Origin of the sequence: Bdellovibrio bacteriovorus, assembly GCF_001592735.1 — a bacterium.
Taxonomy (GTDB): Bacteria; Bdellovibrionota; Bdellovibrionia; order Bdellovibrionales; family Bdellovibrionaceae; genus Bdellovibrio; species Bdellovibrio bacteriovorus_D.
The window spans coordinates 1,401,659-1,417,494 of sequence record NZ_LUKE01000001.1; the positions used below are offsets into that span (position 1 = coordinate 1,401,659).

Consider the following 15,836-nt stretch of genomic DNA (forward strand, 5'->3'; position numbering starts at 1 on the left):
CTATGCAGGAGCTCCTGGGGCAAAGTTTTTAGGTCTGCCGCCCGGCATAGGAGGTGGCGCTTGTGGTGGAGGCATTTGCGCAATGCCGCCCCCACTATGACCTTCTGGTTCCGCGTCACGGAATCTATTGTACTGAGCATCGAAACGTAATTTTACTGGGCCCGTGGCACCATTACGTTGCTTACCGACGATGACTTCCGCATGACCCTGTTTGTCGGGGTTTTCTTTGTCATAGTAGTCATCACGATAAAGCATCATGATAACGTCGGCATCTTGCTCGATCGATCCGGACTCACGCAGATCCGATAACATTGGTTTTTTCTCGGTACGCCCCTCAACCCCACGATTCAGCTGGGCAAGGGCGATGATTGGAATCTGCAGTTCTTTGGCAATAGACTTTAAAGATTTTGAGATCTCTGCAACCTCTTGTTCACGCGAAGAGAACTTTTGCTTCATGCTCATCAACTGCAAGTAGTCGATCATGATAACATCAAGACCATGCTCTGCCTTTAAACGACGCGCGCGAGAACGAATCTCAAAGGGTGACATCCCTGGTGTATCATCGATGAAAATCGAAGCTTCACTAAGAGCGCTGGCCGCGTTAATCAACTTGGGCCATGCCGAATCTTGAATACGACCATTACGGATTTCACTCATGCTGACTTTGGACTCCGCAGACAACATACGCATCATCATCGATTCTTTACCCATTTCTAAAGAGAAATAAGCAACCGTCTTTTTCAGACGAAGAGCAATATGTTGAGCGACGTTCAGAGAGAACGCGGTTTTACCCATTGACGGACGAGCGGCGATAATGGTCATTTCACCCGGGTGAAGACCCGCGGTCATTTCATCAAGCTTTTTAAAGCCTGTTCCGATACCGGTGATTTCGGCTTTATTTTTATAAAGCTCTTCGATTTTTTGAATCGAAGCCTTTACGATTTCCATTGAGCCCACAAGGCCCGTTTTGGTTTTGTTTTCGCCGATTTTAAAGATCTCGGATTCCGCTTGGTCTACGAAAGACTCCACGTCCGTAAAATCTTGTTCGTAAGCTTTTTCGATCAACTGGCTATTGATTTGGATCAAACGACGTAAAGTCGCCTTGTCTTTCACGATTTTAGCGTGTGAAGAAATATTAGCTGACGAAATGGTTTTATCTAAAAGACTGATTAAGTATTCAGGCCCACCGACCATATCCATGGAACCTTCGCCCTGAAGGACGTTGGTGACCGTGATGATATCAATCGGCTGATTTTTACTGTGCAGATCTTTAATCGCGTTATAGATCTTTTGATGAGCGGGCTTATAGAAATCATCGGCCATCAAAAGATCGCCGATCTGATCTAAAGCCTCGCGGTCTAGCATTAGACCGCCCAAGATGGATTGTTCTGCCTCAAGATTCTGAGGTGGAATTCTCGTACTCATTGAACCCCTCTAAGAGTAACGAAATTAAAGACCAAGAAAAACAATTGCGGGTCAAAAACAAGTTGGTGGTTCTAAGAAGGCCCGCTGCTGCTTAATTCAATTTTTTTACGCGAATCTTGTAGTTGTCAATTTTCTTTTTAAGCGTGTTGCGGTTGATGCCAAGCATTTGTGCGGTTTTCACTTGGTTGCCGTTGTAGGCGCGAAGCGCAAGTTCAAGAAGTGGTTTTTCAACTTGTTCAATAACGACATTGTACAAACCGTTCAGTTCCACTTGAGCTTCTTTTTGTTGAGCGAAAAGAACTTCTAGCTTGCTCTTCACGAGCTTCTCTAGGCTCACGGACTGAAGATTAGCGACAAAAAGATTATCTGAACTGTTTAGGTTCGGCGTCATGGAACTCCCTAAAAATGTCTGCTTGTGTTGGTTGGAGATTATACTCCGCGTGTTTCGGGAGACCAAATATACTTATGCAGCTGCAATTGCAACCTCGCAGATGATTTTTTTTGCAGGATGCGCTCGGCCAACCAGCGTTCAGATACTTGGCCGTATGATGGGCTGTATAAAACCACAAATTTTTCGAATAAATTATGTTGACGGCAGAATTCTTCAGACCAGTTCAGATCTTCGTCAGAACAGATCACGAACTTGTACTCCGTGCTGGGTGTGGAAAAGCGAATGTTGTCCATGATGAATGAATCTGCCGCACCACTGTCTGGTGTTTTCACATCTAAAATAATCTTTACGCGTGGATCAACATGCTCGATACTTTTTGAGCCACTTGTTTCTAAAGAAACTTTATAGCCGCGATCACACAAAATCTTCATCAAAGTGTGAACTTCTTTTTGTAACAAAGGTTCGCCGCCTGTAACACACACTGCAGGCGCTTGATGCGAGTCGATTTCGTTCAAAATCTTTTCCAGATCTTGCATCTCGCCTTCATAGTACGAATATTTGGTGTCGCAATAAGTGCAGCGCAGATTGCAGGCTGTTAGGCGCACAAAGACTGTGGGAATTCCCACATAAGTCGTTTCGCCTTGAATACTATAGAAAATCTCATTTATTTTAAGCATTTGATGGGCCTGCGTTAGGACTAACTATGTGCCGTACCACAGGGCCTAGGTCAAGGTTCGCCTCCAGGAGAATGACTAACCTGGCGAAATTTCGTAAATTTTTTAAATGAACCAATTCCTTAAAAAGTTTCGACAGGATGTCATCGCAATCAGCTTTTTAGGTATCGGGCTATTCCTTGCCCTATCCCTTGCCAGCTACAATCCATTTGATCCCTCTATGAATTCGATAGGTCAGGGCCTAAAGGCGCTGAATTATTGTGGGATTGTGGGAAGCTTTTTAGCGGATCTTTTGTACCAATTCTTGGGCTTAGCCGCTTGGGTGGTGGTATTTAGCTGTTTCCGTATGTCTTATGCGGCTTTTACTGGGGAATCTTTAAACCTGAAAAACATCCGTTTTGTCTGGTCGTTGCTTTTAATTGTGAATATCGCAGCGCTCTTTAGCCTGTATTTACCGACAACCAAGCTTTTCCGGGACCAAATTTATTTAGGCGGTCTATTGGGTTTAGGTGTTTCGGCGTCATTAATGCGCGCCTTTAACTCCGTGGGCGTTCAGGTGATCTTATGGTCTGTGATGGCTGTTCTTATCGTTTTCTATTTTGAAAAATCGGTCAAAGAATTGACCGAAGCGCCCCGGGCCTTGATCGGCTATATCCGCAAAAAGAAAATTTTAGCGGCCATTGGCGCATTCTTTGGTGGAATGTTTGTTCAAGAAAAAAAGGTCAAAGTTAAAAAGACCGAAGAAAAACCAAAAGCCATCTTCCCGCTTTCGGATAAAAAATTCCTTGAAGGCAAGCCTGAACAACTGCCATTAAAATCCTTAGCCGAAGACGATGAAGAAGAAGTCGAAGAGCTGGAAGAAGAAGAAGAGGATTTTGAGGATGAAGAAACGCCGGCCTTAAAGCTTGCGCAAAAACGCAAAGTCGTGATGAAGGCCAAGCCTCCTCGTCGTATCGAAAACTGGGACATGCCAAAGCTCGGGCTATTAGAAGACCCACCAGCCTCGCGTATTAAAATTGATAAAGCCGAAATTCAGCGTAAAGCGGATTTGCTGGTAGAAAAATTAAAAAACTTTTCTATCGAAGGACAAATTCAAGATGCCAAACCAGGTCCCCTGGTTACGATGTATGAATTTAAACCAAATGCGGACGTCAAGATTTCTAAGATCTCTGAGTTGGAAGATGACTTATCACTTGCCCTTTCATCTGAATCAGTGCGCGTTGTGGGTCATATTCCGGGAACGGATGTTGTCGGTATTGAAACTGCGAACTTAAAGCGTGAAACGGTTTATTATAAAGATTTGATCGCCGAAGATCAGTTTTGGAATGACGACTTAGCCTTGCCGATGGCCGTGGGTCGTGCGGTGGATGGTGAACCTAAAGTGGTGGATCTGCGCAAGATGCCGCATTTACTGATTGCCGGTACTACAGGTTCGGGTAAGTCGGTTTTTGTCGGATCCATCATTACCGGAATGCTGTTCCGTCATTCGCCCAAAACTTTGCGTTTAGTTTTGATCGATCCAAAAATGGTCGACTTAGCGCCGTTTGCGGGTGTTCCGCATTTGATTTTGCCACATGTGACGGAGCCCAAAAAAGCGGGAACGGCGTTAAAGTGGGCCGTGCGCGAAATGGAAAAGCGTTACAAATCGCTTTCTAAGTTCGGTGTCGGAAAAATTGAAGCGTTTAATGAAAAAACCGCGGGTCTTTCGAAAGACCAAATTGAAGAACACGAAAAAACCAATTTGGAATTAGAAGAGGGCAAAGCAAAACTAGATCAGTATTATTACCAACCACTTCCATATATCGTGATTGTCGTGGATGAGTTGGCCGATCTGATGATCGTTGAAAAACAAAATATTGAAGAGCCGATTCAGCGTTTAACGCAAAAAGCGCGTGCTTGCGGTATTCATCTTATTTTGGCCACACAATCTCCGCGTAAAGACGTGGTGACGGGTTTAATTAAGACGAATATTCCAGGTCGTGTGGCCTTAAAGGTCGCTTCTAAAATGGACTCGCGAATTATCATCGATGACTCCGGCGCGGAGCGCATGCTTCCAAACGGTGACATGCTTTTCCAAGCGCCAGGTGTCGGTAAACCCACTCGCCATCACGGTCCCTATTTGTCAGATAAAGAAATTGGCAATGTCGTTAAACATTGGGCGGATCAGGCAGAGCCTGAATATGACCCATTAGCAATGAAAGCCCTGGATGGTTTCTCTGGTGACGGAGCAGAAGCCGGGGGCGATGGCGGCGGCGGATTTGAAGAAGAAGAATACGACGAGCGTTATGATGAAATCTTAGCGTGGGCATCAGGACAAAAGGAAATTTCCGCATCCCTCATCCAGCGTAAATTCCGTTTGGGCTATCCACGGGCCGCGCGCATGATTGAACTGTTTGAAAAAGAAGGTGTTGTGGGCCCGGCGAATGGCAGCAAGCCGCGTCAAGTTTTAGTAAGTAGTTTTAGCGATCGGTGATTTGAGACTTGACCGTACCTCCCTTGGTCGTGGTGTGATTAAAACACTAAAAACCATTCAAGGAGGATTTTATGGTAAAGGCTTTAATCGCCGCTCTAGGTCTAGCGTTTTCATTGAACGCAGTTGCTGCACCATCTGCAGTAGAAGTAGTAACGTCTCTTCAACAACAAGCGATCATGGATCAAGCTCAAACAATGGGTTTGGACTGGAAAGTTGGCGACCGCGCTGACTACAGCATCGACATGGGTTTCATCAAAGGAACTATGGTCATGTCTGTCACTCAAATTGTTGCTGAAGGTATCTGGATGACTCAAGATGCTGATCTTGGTTTCGCTGGAAAACAAAAAATTGAAACTTTGATGGATCCAAACACGGGTGAAATCAAAAAAATGCTAGTTAACGGTAAAGAGCAAGCTCCACCAAAACAAGATGTTGAAATCATCGAAGTTAAAGAGGACAAAATCACGGTTCCTGCTGGTACTTTCGAGTGCATCCACGCACGTCTTAAAAACAAAGAAGACAACTCCGAAATCAACGCATGGATCAACCCACAAATCGTTCCACTTTCTGGAATGTTGAAACAAGTTGCTCCAAGCCAATTCGGTAACGTGACTGTTCTATTGAAATCTTTCAAAAAGAACTAATTAATGCGTTTACGTATGATAAGAGCCGTCCTTGCGACGGCTCTTTCATTTTCTAGTGTTGTTGTTTTGGCTCAAAGTAAAATGTCCCGCTCGGAAACCTATAAGGACATCATCGAAAAAGCCTACAACTTGAGTCTGCAAAAAGATCGACAGCAGGCTTTAAATATTCTTATGTCTGCTTTGCAGAAAGAGTCTCGTCCCGCCGCGGTGGCGGAAATCAAAAAAGCCGTCGATGAAATCGCGCATATTTTTTTTAGTGATAAAGCCCAGCAGTTATATGAGTCCGGAGTTTCTTTAAGAAAAAATGAACTTCCGCAGTCGTATGACAAGCTGATTGAAGCTTCGCGCATTGAACCTGACAACTTTGCTATTGCGGAAGAGCTGGCTCGGGTTATGATCGCGCGTAATGACTGTAAAAACGCACAAGAAACTGTCCAAAAGCAGCTTAACACAGTTAAGCATGATGAAGATCTTAAGCTCACGCTGGCTCAATCGTTGGCCTGCCAGGATAAATGGGCCGAATACCAAAAAGTTTTTGAGTCCTTTCCGGTAAAGAAGTCGCCGAATATGAAATATTGGCTCGCTTTGGAAGTTGAAAAGAACATGAGCTCTAAAAGTATGACCAAGGCTCAAGAAAACCTGGCGAGTCTTAAAAAAGCCGACGAAAAGTACCCCGAAGCATTCTATTGGAGCTGGCGTTTTGACATGGCTCAAAAGCGTTCAAACTTAGAAGAAGCTCAGAAATACGTGATGACCTGCAAAAACATTTCAGCCAACCAGTATAGACAGTATATGATAGACCCCATGCTCTGCCGACGCATTATTGAAGTCGAAGCCGAGATGAAGGGCGCTAATGGAAGACCTGAATAAAAAAATCATATTCCTTGGACTATCTTTATTGATCGCCGGCTGCGGCGTTAAAGGTAAACCAAACCCGCCGAAAAACCCGCCTCCTTTAGGTCGTGGGGAGCCGATGTATAAAGGCAATGGACGATGAAGTTCGCTTCAGGTTTAGCAATGACCAAGATGTCGGGGGCTGGGAACACATTTGCATTAATTGATGCGCGTGAAGGATCCGCATTTGCTAAACAAGAAGCTGGGTTAAAAAATTCTCGCCGTGAACTTGTGAAAAAAATCTGCAGTATCGTTGATGGAGTTTCAACCGACGGTGTTTTATTTATCGGCACAGGATCCTCTGGTTTTGACTTTAACTGGGATTTTTACAACTCAGATGGTTCTACGGCAGAGATGTGTGGAAACGCGGCTCGATGTGCCGCTCGATTTGTGGCAGATGGCTTGGGTTTTTCTTCCGCAGTGGTAAAGTTTAAAACAGGTGCCGGCCTTATCACGACGGAGTCCTTACCCGACCGCCGTATTCGCGTAATTATGTCGCCGGTAAAAATCGTGAATGAAAACTTAGAGCTTAAAACTCACACCGGTGCTTCAGAAAAGTTTTTTTTCGTAAATACCGGAGTTCCTCACTTAGTACAAAAAATTCACAACTTGGCAGACAGAGCAAATTTAAAAGAAATGGCCAAAGAGGTTCGTTCGCACACAGATCTTGGTCCCGCGGGATCGAATGTGACTTTCTATGTGGAAACATCCTCTGGAAAAATTGAGGCAGTGACTTACGAGCGCGGTGTTGAAGATTACACTCTGGCTTGTGGAACCGGAGCTGTTGCCGCGGCCATGGCTCACGCGAAAGAATCTAACAAAGAACATATCGAAGTGAAAATGCCGGGCGGACTTTTGGAGGTGGACTTCCCGTCTGCGGATCCGCATCCGCGGATGACGGGCGAAGCCGTGGCTATAGCTGATTTAATTTTTAATACAGAGGTATTTAGATGAAAAATTTCAAAGGGACTTTTACCGCCCTCGCAACCCCGTTTAAAGACGACAAGATTGATTATAAATCTTTAGATCGTCTTTTAAAGCAGCAACTTGAAGGGGGCGTCGACGGTTTTGTTGTGAATGGTACGACCGCGGAAAGTCCAACGCTTACTTCGGCGGAAGTGGCAGAACTTTATAAACATATCCGCAGTTTTGTTGGCGCGTCGGTCCCTCTGGTTGTGGGAACAGGTTCTAACAGCACAGCTAAGACCATCGAGGACTCGCAAAAAGCAGAACAATGGGGCGCGGATGCGTTGTTAGTCGTTGTGCCTTATTACAACAAACCACCGCAACGCGGGCTTGTTGAACATTTTAAAAAAGTAGCAAGCTCGGTGAAAATTCCGACAATTCTATATAATGTTCCGGGCCGTACGATCACGTCGCTTTCTACGGAATCCATTTTAGAACTTTCTAAAACTCCTGGTGTGGTCGGAATTAAAGAGGCTAGCGGCAAGGTTGATTTTGACGCCGAGATTGCACATGTCTGCGGCTCAAACTTTGTTCTGCTTTCGGGCGATGACGGTACTTATGTGGAATTTTTAGGAGTGGGCGGCCACGGAGTTATTTCGGTTGCTAGCCACGTGATTCCGAAACAAATGGTTCAGTGGAAAAAATGGGTGGCCGAAGGTCAAATCACGCAAGCCCGCCAGGACATCCAAAAATACATGAAGCTGATTGATTTGCTTTTCACCGAAGCAAATCCCATCCCGGTAAAAAAAGCGTTACAGCTGATGGGGATTTTTGAATCAGCAACGATGCGTCTGCCATTGATGGAGCTTACTCCTGTACATACGGAAGCTTTGAAAACTGAAATGCATAATCTAGGACTATTGTGAAAAAATTAAAAATCGGAATTGTCGGCGTCAACGGACGCATGGGTCAGGAAATTGCCAAGGTTGTAGAGCAAAGCGCTCATGATTTGTTTTATGCCCTGACTCGCGACGTGAAGCTAGATGAAAAGAAAGCGGCCAAAGTAGATGTATGGATTGATTTTACTTCTCCGCAAGCTTTGAAGTCCGTTTTACAAATGGCAGAAAAATATAAAAAGCCCGTGGTATGCGGAACGACAGGATTTTCCGCAGCGGAAAAAAAGCTTTTGGAAACATATTCTAAAAAGATTCCGGTTTTGTGGTCGTCAAACATGAGCTTGGGTGTAGCCTTACTAAATGAAGCTTTGAAGTCCTTTGCGGCGGTTTCTGATTTTGATTTTCAAATCGAAGAATTTCACCACAACAAGAAAAAAGATAAGCCTTCAGGCACGGCCATTACTCTGCAAGAAAATCTGGAAAAAGCCGTTGGACGTAAATTGCCAGAGCCGTTAGCGATTCGTGGGGGCGGTATTTTTGGTGTTCATAAAATTTACGCCATGAGCGATGAAGAGGTTCTTATGTTTGAACACACCGCTTTAAATCGCGCCGTTTTTGCCAAAGGCTCTGTGCAAGCGGCAGAATGGCTGGTTAAACAAAAGCCCGGACTTTACGGAATTCGCGATGTTCTTTTTGGGAAGAAGGCAAAATGAATGGAGGACCTCATAATGCCTTAATTTACCTCGCCATAGACCTTGTTGGCGGCGTAGAAAAAGCAAAAGAGATTTTAAAAAAGCTCTCTGAGGTTGGTGAGATCGCCGCGATTTCGTCGGTGTATAAAAGATTTCTGACACCCGAACAAAAAGATATCAGTGCGCGCATTGAATTTGTGGTTCGTCTGGAAACAGCCCGCAATGTGGATCAGGTTTTACATTTGATCCTTTCATTTTGCCAAGATGGACAGCCGGGACTAAATCGACAAAGCTTTGCGGAGCTCACGTTGCTTGCCTTTGATGATTTGATTTTGATGTCACCAAAACTGACACTTCCCCACCCGCAAATGCACCAAGATCCGCTGATTATTCGGGCGGCGGCGGAAGCGTGGGGTCAATATGCGCACCCCATCTACGAGAAAAACTTAAGTGAATTGTCAAAGAACGCGGCGCCCGCAAAGCAGGCGGAGTTTTATATGCAGGGAAAAAGCCTGGTTGATTTTTAGGCCCTGCCAACGTACAAATTGGGTATCTTAAAAACCCACACCCCTTAAGGGAGATTCCATGAAGTTTTTCATCGACACAGCTGAAATTGAAGAGATCCGCCAAGCCAATATGCGTGGTTGGGTTGATGGCGTAACGACAAACCCCTCTTTGATCGCAAAATCTGGAAAAGACTTTCACACTGTGATCAAAGAAATCTGCAAAGAAATCTCTGGACCTGTGTCTGCCGAAGTTATCAGCTTGCAACACGAAGAAATGTTCCGCGAAGGCAAAGAGCTAGCGAAACTGGCGTCAAACGTCGTAGTTAAAGTTCCTATGTGTGAAGATGGTATGATCGCCGTTAAGAAATTCACGGCAGAAGGCATCAAGACTAACGTCACGTTGGTATTTTCTCCCATGCAAGCGTTGTTGGCTGCTAAAGCCGGAGCAACGATGGTTTCACCGTTCGTAGGGCGCCTTGATGATATTGGCGTTGAAGGTATGACCATGGTTGATCAGGTTATCCAAATGTACCAAAACTATGATTTCCAGACAGAAGTATTGGTAGCCAGCGTGCGCAGCCCGATGCATATCCAAATTGCCGCGGAAATGGGGGCCGATATCGCAACGATTCCATTTAAAGTCATGCAACAAATGACCCATCATCCACTGACAGATAAAGGTATTAAGATGTTTATGGACGATTGGAACAAGGCCCAAAAGAAATAAATGAAAAAGACACTTTGCTTTCTAGCGATCTCATTCTCTCTGCTTTTGTCCAGTTGTCGAACTGGAGGGGTGATTTTGCGCGAAACGCCATTAAGTGTCAGTGAGACTCGCCGTACGATTGTGTCAGTTATCGGCGAGCCGCGATCGGTCAGTCAGAACGGTCGCGAAATCATTTCCAAATTTTATGATCGCAAAGATAAAGCCATTCCCCGCATGGAAATGGCCAAAGAACGCTATTACACGCATGTTACTGTTTTAGGTGATCGTCGTCCTTATGACATTCAGGTAGATGTCCTGGTCGAAGGTCGCAATCCTGATGGAGCATTTGAGGTGATAGGACGCGATGACAACAAAGCCACGATAATAGCGGAAAAGCTGCGTCAGGCACTTAACCAAAGTCGCGACACCCGTAACGTTATTGACGACTTCAGATCATTCTAAATACGATAGAGTTAAGAGTAGTCAGGATTGACTAACCTTTTGAAGAGGTGAAACTTGCAAGGAATGCGGCTCAAGCGGCTTATACCGTTTGTTGTTTTAGCTTTGGGCATATTCTGGTCAAGCTCCATGGGGGGCTTGCGGTTCACCCCTATTTACGAAGCTCTTAGTATTAAAGCGCAAAAAAATTCTCCGCCCCACATCGCCTTTGAAGAGCTTATTGAATCAGAACGCATCCAAAAAACAGCGCAAATGCAAATAGAGCCGGTACGTGTAGTTTTACTTGGATCAGATAAAAATTCTTCTGCTCCTTTATATAGTCAACGTGTGCAACTTGCAGAGATGGTGATCACAAAAAATGTTGAAACTCTTCACCATGCGACCACACAAGTAGCCTCTCTTCCCTCGCAAGATGCCAACTACACGGTGGCTTCAGAAGGTTCCACTTCTTGGATGAGTGAGCTTCCGCGCGAACAAGCTCATCGTTTACGCGAAGCTAATCAGCGCAGCGAAGTTCTAAATCAAGATTGGACCTCAGGAACGACATGGGCCGAAATGGCTAAAGACGTATTAGAAAAATCTGGTGCATTAAAAGAACAAGCACCTGCGGCTAGCACAAATAAAGTTTATGTCGCCTCCACGGACGCTAATGGACAAGTTCGCACTCGCCCATCACAAGCGCATGTCAGTGTTAGGGATGACGGCGGAAATAATAATTATAAAGACTACGAAGCCACATTTGCTTCTCCGGAAGATGAAAAAAGATACCTAGCCTCAATTGCTAACAAAACAGAGACAGCAGGTGAATCGGCGGGCTCAACAACTATTGCCAGTGTCGACTATGATAGATTCAAAGGGGCTAGCACCGTCGCGGATTTGCCGACGTTCTTAAGAATTCAAGGGCCTCTTGAAATCACGGGTGGCTTGGCAGTTACTAATGAACACCATATTGAAGTTCGTCGCAGCGACGAGGGTGTTTTAAAGGAATTAGGAAAAGTTGATTTAACTCAAGGTCTTTATAATATCCAAGTGGAAGGATCCACCGGAACTATCTTGGCTCGCCTTGTGAGCAAAGAAGGCAAGATCATGGGAGAAGGCTCTTTCCGTCTTAGTCAGTTGGCGATAGCTAAAGGCTTTAATCAAGGTCCGAAAATTAAAATTACTCCGCAACCGGATTTTTCAGGCGTAACTACAAGCGCTTATAATCCCGCGGTGATGGACAGTGCGCCGGCAAATACTCGAGTTACTTTTGTTAAAGGGGCTAGCGAAGTTTTAGCAAAAAAAGATGGCCTTGTGGCTATGGATAATGTTGCCAAAGGATCAAGCACGATCTTGCGGGCGGCCGCGCCTAAGCATTTGCAAACGGCATCAATTATTGTATCAGGTCAAGAATTCAAAGCACCCCTTTATCCGGAAACCATGATCGCGGCGTTACAAGACATCGTATCCCAACAGCGCGCCACATCGTTTGAAGGTGCGCCAACAATCGTCTGGGGAAAAACAAGTCTTGATGGTAAACCCGTCTCGGGAATCACTGTCAGTGTGGAATCCGATCCAAGTTTGCAGCCAGTTTACTTTGATCAATTCATGATTCCAAATCCACAACTTCAAGCTACCAGCGAGAACGGAATTTTTGCGTTCGTATCTGTAACGCCAGGATTTCACTCGTTACTAGCGACTCGCGGAGATGCGATCTTTGGTTATCAAAACGTGATGGTTGAAGAAGGTTCGGTGGCTTTAGGTGATGTGGAAGCCACGATGAAGTTTGAATCTGTTCCAATGCGCGTTTATGACGCCTTTACCGGTGAAGGAAGAGCGGCGCAAATTACGATGCAAAGCCTTTCAGACGAACTGGAAGTCAAAGACGGTTTAGCGATGATCAATCTACCGCAGATCAGTCGTTTAGGAATGATGCGCGTTCAGCCTGAAGGCTCCGACTATGTAGCAGCAAGATATATTTATAACGATAAAGACGCCTTCGTGCATCTACCCCTGGTTCACTGGTCATGGCTAAGTGCGATTAAGACATACTTAAAGATTGATGATGCGCCCAGCGCAGGGTTCATCGTGGGTTTTGTTCCGGATGAAAACTTTGAGGTTTATCTTGCGGGATATGATCAGTTTGATGCCCGACATATTGTTTATTTTGATATGCAAGGTCGCATTCTGCAAAACCGTAAAGGGATCGCGGGCGGCGGATTTATTCTTTACAATGTTCCCGAAGACACCCACGAAGTTGTTGTGGTGGGGGAGCGCACGCAGAAAATTTATTCTCGCGTGATCCCGGTTGATGCAAACTCTTTATCTGTATTAAACTTCCGCGAATAGTTTCACGCGAGATTTAAAAAAATCACCGCGATCTTCAAAAGATTTAAATTCATCCCAACTGGTTCCGCCAGGACTTAATAAGACCGTGTCACCGGCGCGAGCTTCTTTAAAAACATGATCTAAGGCCTCACCTAATTTTTCGTAAGAGGAGCCCGGAAGGCCGGACTTTTCTTTAGCAAGATCACGGCATTCGCCGAAGAAAACAAAAACACAGTCAGAATAGTTTTTTAAAGACGCTAAATCTTGCCAAGGCAGGCTTTTGTTTCGACCACCTAAAAGCATAAACATGCGACCGTTTTTTTCTTTAGTTTGATGAGCCGCTTCAGCCGCAATAAGAACGCTATCCATAGCGGTGGCTTTACTGTCGTTAATAAAACGAATGGATTTAAAATTTCCGACATTTTCAAGACGATGAACAAGGCCACCGAAATTCTTCATTCCATCAAACGCTTTTTGGGGCCAACCTGCGGCTAAGGCAATGGTAGCCGCAAGCGCTAAGTTGTCTTGATTGTGCTTACCAATCAGCCGCGCTTCTTCAAGATGCAAAGATTTTAGGAGCACATCATCTTTAGATACTACGCGCACCTTGGGCGATGCATTTTTTTCTGAATAACTAACCAGGTCACCGCCGCCGCTATTTAAGAACATATTTTTTGCGGTCATTGAAAGAATGTTCCATTTAGTTTGGTAATAATCTTCAAGACTGTCATAACGCTCAAGATGATTTGAAGTCAGATAGGTGATCGCCGAAAACTCTAAGCGCAGGTTTTCGCAGTTTTCTAACTGATAACTAGAAAGCTCTAAAACCACCCAGTCCGCGCGAGAACGTTTTCCCTCTAAAACCTCAACGGCGTATTGAGAAAAAGGAATTCCTAAGTTTCCGCCCACAAATCCTGAAGAAGAAAAGGCTTGCAAGCCGGCACCGATGAGGGAAACGGTCGTACTTTTTCCGACTGATCCTGTAACGCCAATGATTTTTTCGCTCTCAAGGCACGAGCACGCCAAAGAAAGTTCGCTTGTAATCTTCACCCCTGTGGTTTTAGCTCTTTGAATCCAATCGAGACCCAAAGGCACGCCGGGAGAAACGACCAGAGTCATGGGCTTACCTTGGTCCATTAAAACCTGAGGATCGTTGAAGTTAGCCGTGGGAAGTTTGGTATCAAACGTAAGAATTAAGCTAGGATCGACTCCATTGAGCAAAAGAAGCTGTTTTGCTGCCTCGCCACTTCTTGCCATGCCTACAATTGCGATTGGTGTTTTCAGGTTCTTGATAAATGTGCTCATCTCGAGGATCATATTCTTGGGAGGAAGCTTTGCCCACATCTTTTTCACAAGCCTTACCGGATTTTAAATCAGCAACTCACACGGCTATTATTAGCGATTTGCATCTTTGTGAAGCAGAGCCGGAAAATCCTAAATATCCGCTATGGAAGAAATTTAAAACTCGAGAATTCTTTTATGACGATATTTTTGAAAACTTCTTAAAACACTGTGAAGAAAAAGCCCAAAACCGCCCGGTGGAACTTGTTTTAAACGGAGATATTTTTGATTTTGATAGTGTTCTAAATTTACCCGAAGAGCCGGTATTTAACGTGAGCTGGATTGAGCGCCATCGCGGCCTTCATCCTCGCGAAGAACGTTCGCGCCATAAAATCGAAGTTATTTTAAAAGACCATGCAGAGTTTGTGCGCGCCCTAAGAGATTTTATCGTGCGCGGAAATCGTGCCGTTTTTGTTATTGGAAACCATGACCTGGAACTTCATTATCCAAGCGTCCAAGAAGAAATCTTGAGGCATTTGCATTTGCCAGAAGACAAGCGCCAAGAAGTGCGATTTGTTGAATGGTTTTATATCAGCAACCAAGACACATTGATTGAACATGGCAATCAATACGATCCTTATTGTATGTGTGAGGATCCGGTAAATCCCTACGTTCGGGGTTACAACTATGTTTCGCTAAAGTTGCCGTTTGGGAACTTGGCTTGTCGTTACATAATGAATGGGATGGGATTTTTTAATCCGCATGTGGATTCAAATTACATCATGACTTTGCCTCAATACGTTCGCTTCTTTTTTAAATATGTGGCAAAGGCGCAACCCGGATTGATCTTAACTTGGTTTTGGGGATCATTAGCGACTTTAGTTCATACGTTCTTTGATCGATTGTCGTCCCCGATTCGCAATCCCCTCAAAATCGAAGATCACGTTTCTTCTATTGCCGAAAGGGCGAACGCGGAACCGAGAATGGTGCGAGAGCTTAAGGAGCTTTTTGCCGCCCCGGCAGCCAGCAATCCGTTCTTATTAATGCGCGAACTTTGGCTAGACCGGGCTTTTATAATTTTTGTGGCCTTCTTTTTGATCTTTCAGCTGATGGCGTTTATTCGTTCGGTATATGAAATTTCGTTTTTTTGGGCGTTTATTCCCCTCTTTTTGTTGTTACCGTTTTTCTTGTTTTACAGTAAATCAATTGCCTCCCTTGTGTCCGGATACAAAGAGCCGGATGATCGCACACTGGCAATGGCCAGCGCGATTACCAAAGCGCAGCGCATCGTATTTGGACATACCCACCATGCACGGCACGAAATTATTGGTTCGGTTGAGCATTTGAACAGTGGTTGTTGGTCGCCGGCATTTTTGGATGTGGAATGTACTAAGCCACTGGATCAGAAAACCTTTGTGTGGATTTCACCTGGTGAAAACGGACCTCGCCAAGCCGAGCTGTTTAAATTCATTGATGGGAAATCAGAGCTTTTGACCAACCCGGGTCGCACATAAACATTGTGCGGCGCAAAAGGGATTTCATATTGTCATTCCTAGGACCCTATGCAACCCTTTTATTGTTT

Annotated in this window: 15 protein-coding genes; 11 read left to right on the forward strand and 4 right to left on the reverse strand. The window is 44.9% G+C overall.

The features are described 5' to 3' along the window. The 3 genes from dnaB to AZI86_RS06815 form a co-directional block, all read right to left on the reverse strand. Positions 1 to 1,425 carry a replicative DNA helicase gene (gene dnaB / locus AZI86_RS06805; RefSeq protein ID WP_061834326.1) on the reverse strand — a complete coding sequence of 475 codons (1,425 nt, stop codon included), beginning with the start codon at positions 1,423 to 1,425 and terminating at the stop codon, positions 1 to 3. A 91-nt stretch (positions 1,426 to 1,516) separates the two neighbouring features. Then, positions 1,517 to 1,816 (reverse strand): helix-turn-helix domain-containing protein, encoded by a 300-nt coding sequence (locus AZI86_RS06810; RefSeq protein WP_061834327.1) that lies wholly within the window; start codon positions 1,814 to 1,816, stop codon positions 1,517 to 1,519. Positions 1,817 to 1,854: 38 nt separating this feature from the next. Next, positions 1,855 to 2,493 carry a radical SAM protein gene (locus tag AZI86_RS06815; protein WP_061834328.1) on the reverse strand — a complete coding sequence of 213 codons (639 nt, stop codon included), beginning with the start codon at positions 2,491 to 2,493 and terminating at the stop codon, positions 1,855 to 1,857. 106 nt (positions 2,494 to 2,599) lie between these two features. Here AZI86_RS06815 and AZI86_RS06820 point away from each other — a divergent pair, with 106 nt between their 5' ends. From AZI86_RS06820 to AZI86_RS06865, 10 genes are all read left to right on the forward strand, one after another. Then, complete coding sequence (locus AZI86_RS06820) at positions 2,600 to 4,963, forward strand: DNA translocase FtsK (protein ID WP_061834329.1); 2,364 nt, start codon at positions 2,600 to 2,602, stop codon at positions 4,961 to 4,963. 71 nt (positions 4,964 to 5,034) lie between these two features. Next, positions 5,035 to 5,607 (forward strand): hypothetical protein, encoded by a 573-nt coding sequence (locus tag AZI86_RS06825; RefSeq protein WP_061834330.1) that lies wholly within the window; start codon positions 5,035 to 5,037, stop codon positions 5,605 to 5,607. A 3-nt stretch (positions 5,608 to 5,610) separates the two neighbouring features. Continuing rightward, positions 5,611 to 6,477, forward strand: a complete 867-nt coding sequence (locus AZI86_RS06830) for a tetratricopeptide repeat protein (protein WP_061834331.1) — start codon at positions 5,611 to 5,613, stop codon at positions 6,475 to 6,477. Positions 6,478 to 6,600: 123 nt separating this feature from the next. Beyond that, on the forward strand, positions 6,601 to 7,455 hold the full coding sequence (gene dapF / locus AZI86_RS06835) for a diaminopimelate epimerase (protein WP_061834332.1): 855 nt from the start codon (positions 6,601 to 6,603) through the stop codon (positions 7,453 to 7,455). Further along, positions 7,452 to 8,333 carry a 4-hydroxy-tetrahydrodipicolinate synthase gene (gene dapA / locus AZI86_RS06840; protein ID WP_061834333.1) on the forward strand — a complete coding sequence of 294 codons (882 nt, stop codon included), beginning with the start codon at positions 7,452 to 7,454 and terminating at the stop codon, positions 8,331 to 8,333. The genes dapF and dapA overlap by 4 nt, the downstream gene beginning before the upstream one ends. Continuing rightward, complete coding sequence (locus AZI86_RS06845; RefSeq protein WP_061834334.1) at positions 8,330 to 9,016, forward strand: 4-hydroxy-tetrahydrodipicolinate reductase; 687 nt, start codon at positions 8,330 to 8,332, stop codon at positions 9,014 to 9,016. Before dapA ends, AZI86_RS06845 begins: the two co-directional genes overlap by 4 nt. Continuing rightward, complete coding sequence (locus tag AZI86_RS06850; RefSeq protein WP_061834335.1) at positions 9,013 to 9,522, forward strand: hypothetical protein; 510 nt, start codon at positions 9,013 to 9,015, stop codon at positions 9,520 to 9,522. Before AZI86_RS06845 ends, AZI86_RS06850 begins: the two co-directional genes overlap by 4 nt. A 58-nt stretch (positions 9,523 to 9,580) precedes the next feature. Next, positions 9,581 to 10,228 carry a fructose-6-phosphate aldolase gene (fsa, locus tag AZI86_RS06855; protein ID WP_061834336.1) on the forward strand — a complete coding sequence of 216 codons (648 nt, stop codon included), beginning with the start codon at positions 9,581 to 9,583 and terminating at the stop codon, positions 10,226 to 10,228. Beyond that, on the forward strand, positions 10,229 to 10,669 hold the full coding sequence (locus AZI86_RS06860) for a hypothetical protein (protein WP_061834337.1): 441 nt from the start codon (positions 10,229 to 10,231) through the stop codon (positions 10,667 to 10,669). A 135-nt stretch (positions 10,670 to 10,804) separates the two neighbouring features. Beyond that, positions 10,805 to 12,994: a hypothetical protein gene (locus AZI86_RS06865; protein ID WP_061835084.1), complete on the forward strand. Its 2,190-nt coding sequence runs from the start codon at positions 10,805 to 10,807 to the stop codon at positions 12,992 to 12,994. On the opposite strand, the gene murD is transcribed toward AZI86_RS06865, so the two are convergent. Continuing rightward, positions 12,977 to 14,317: a UDP-N-acetylmuramoyl-L-alanine--D-glutamate ligase gene (murD, locus tag AZI86_RS06870; RefSeq protein ID WP_367613521.1), complete on the reverse strand. Its 1,341-nt coding sequence runs from the start codon at positions 14,315 to 14,317 to the stop codon at positions 12,977 to 12,979. The two genes, AZI86_RS06865 and murD, sit on opposite strands and share 18 nt — an antisense overlap. Between murD and AZI86_RS06875 the strand changes: the two genes are divergently transcribed. Then, a complete protein-coding gene (locus tag AZI86_RS06875; RefSeq protein WP_061834339.1) occupies positions 14,308 to 15,768 on the forward strand; it encodes a metallophosphoesterase in 1,461 nt (486 codons plus the stop codon). The genes murD and AZI86_RS06875 overlap by 10 nt on opposite strands. Positions 15,769 to 15,836 lie beyond the last annotated feature (68 nt).

Bases quoted from the DNA above. Each gene is read 5' to 3' on its own strand.
- dnaB (WP_061834326.1), bottom strand. From the start codon at position 1,425: ATGAGTACGAGAATTCCACCTCAGAATCTTGAGGCAGAACAATCCATC.
- AZI86_RS06810 (WP_061834327.1), bottom strand. From the start codon at position 1,816: ATGACGCCGAACCTAAACAGTTCAGATAATCTTTTTGTCGCTAATCTT.
- AZI86_RS06815 (WP_061834328.1), bottom strand. From the start codon at position 2,493: ATGCTTAAAATAAATGAGATTTTCTATAGTATTCAAGGCGAAACGACT.
- AZI86_RS06820 (WP_061834329.1), top strand. From the start codon at position 2,600: ATGAACCAATTCCTTAAAAAGTTTCGACAGGATGTCATCGCAATCAGC.
- AZI86_RS06825 (WP_061834330.1), top strand. From the start codon at position 5,035: ATGGTAAAGGCTTTAATCGCCGCTCTAGGTCTAGCGTTTTCATTGAAC.
- AZI86_RS06830 (WP_061834331.1), top strand. From the start codon at position 5,611: ATGCGTTTACGTATGATAAGAGCCGTCCTTGCGACGGCTCTTTCATTT.
- dapF (WP_061834332.1), top strand. From the start codon at position 6,601: ATGAAGTTCGCTTCAGGTTTAGCAATGACCAAGATGTCGGGGGCTGGG.
- dapA (WP_061834333.1), top strand. From the start codon at position 7,452: ATGAAAAATTTCAAAGGGACTTTTACCGCCCTCGCAACCCCGTTTAAA.
- AZI86_RS06850 (WP_061834335.1), top strand. From the start codon at position 9,013: ATGAATGGAGGACCTCATAATGCCTTAATTTACCTCGCCATAGACCTT.
- fsa (WP_061834336.1), top strand. From the start codon at position 9,581: ATGAAGTTTTTCATCGACACAGCTGAAATTGAAGAGATCCGCCAAGCC.
- AZI86_RS06860 (WP_061834337.1), top strand. From the start codon at position 10,229: ATGAAAAAGACACTTTGCTTTCTAGCGATCTCATTCTCTCTGCTTTTG.
- murD (WP_367613521.1), bottom strand. From the start codon at position 14,317: ATGTGGGCAAAGCTTCCTCCCAAGAATATGATCCTCGAGATGAGCACA.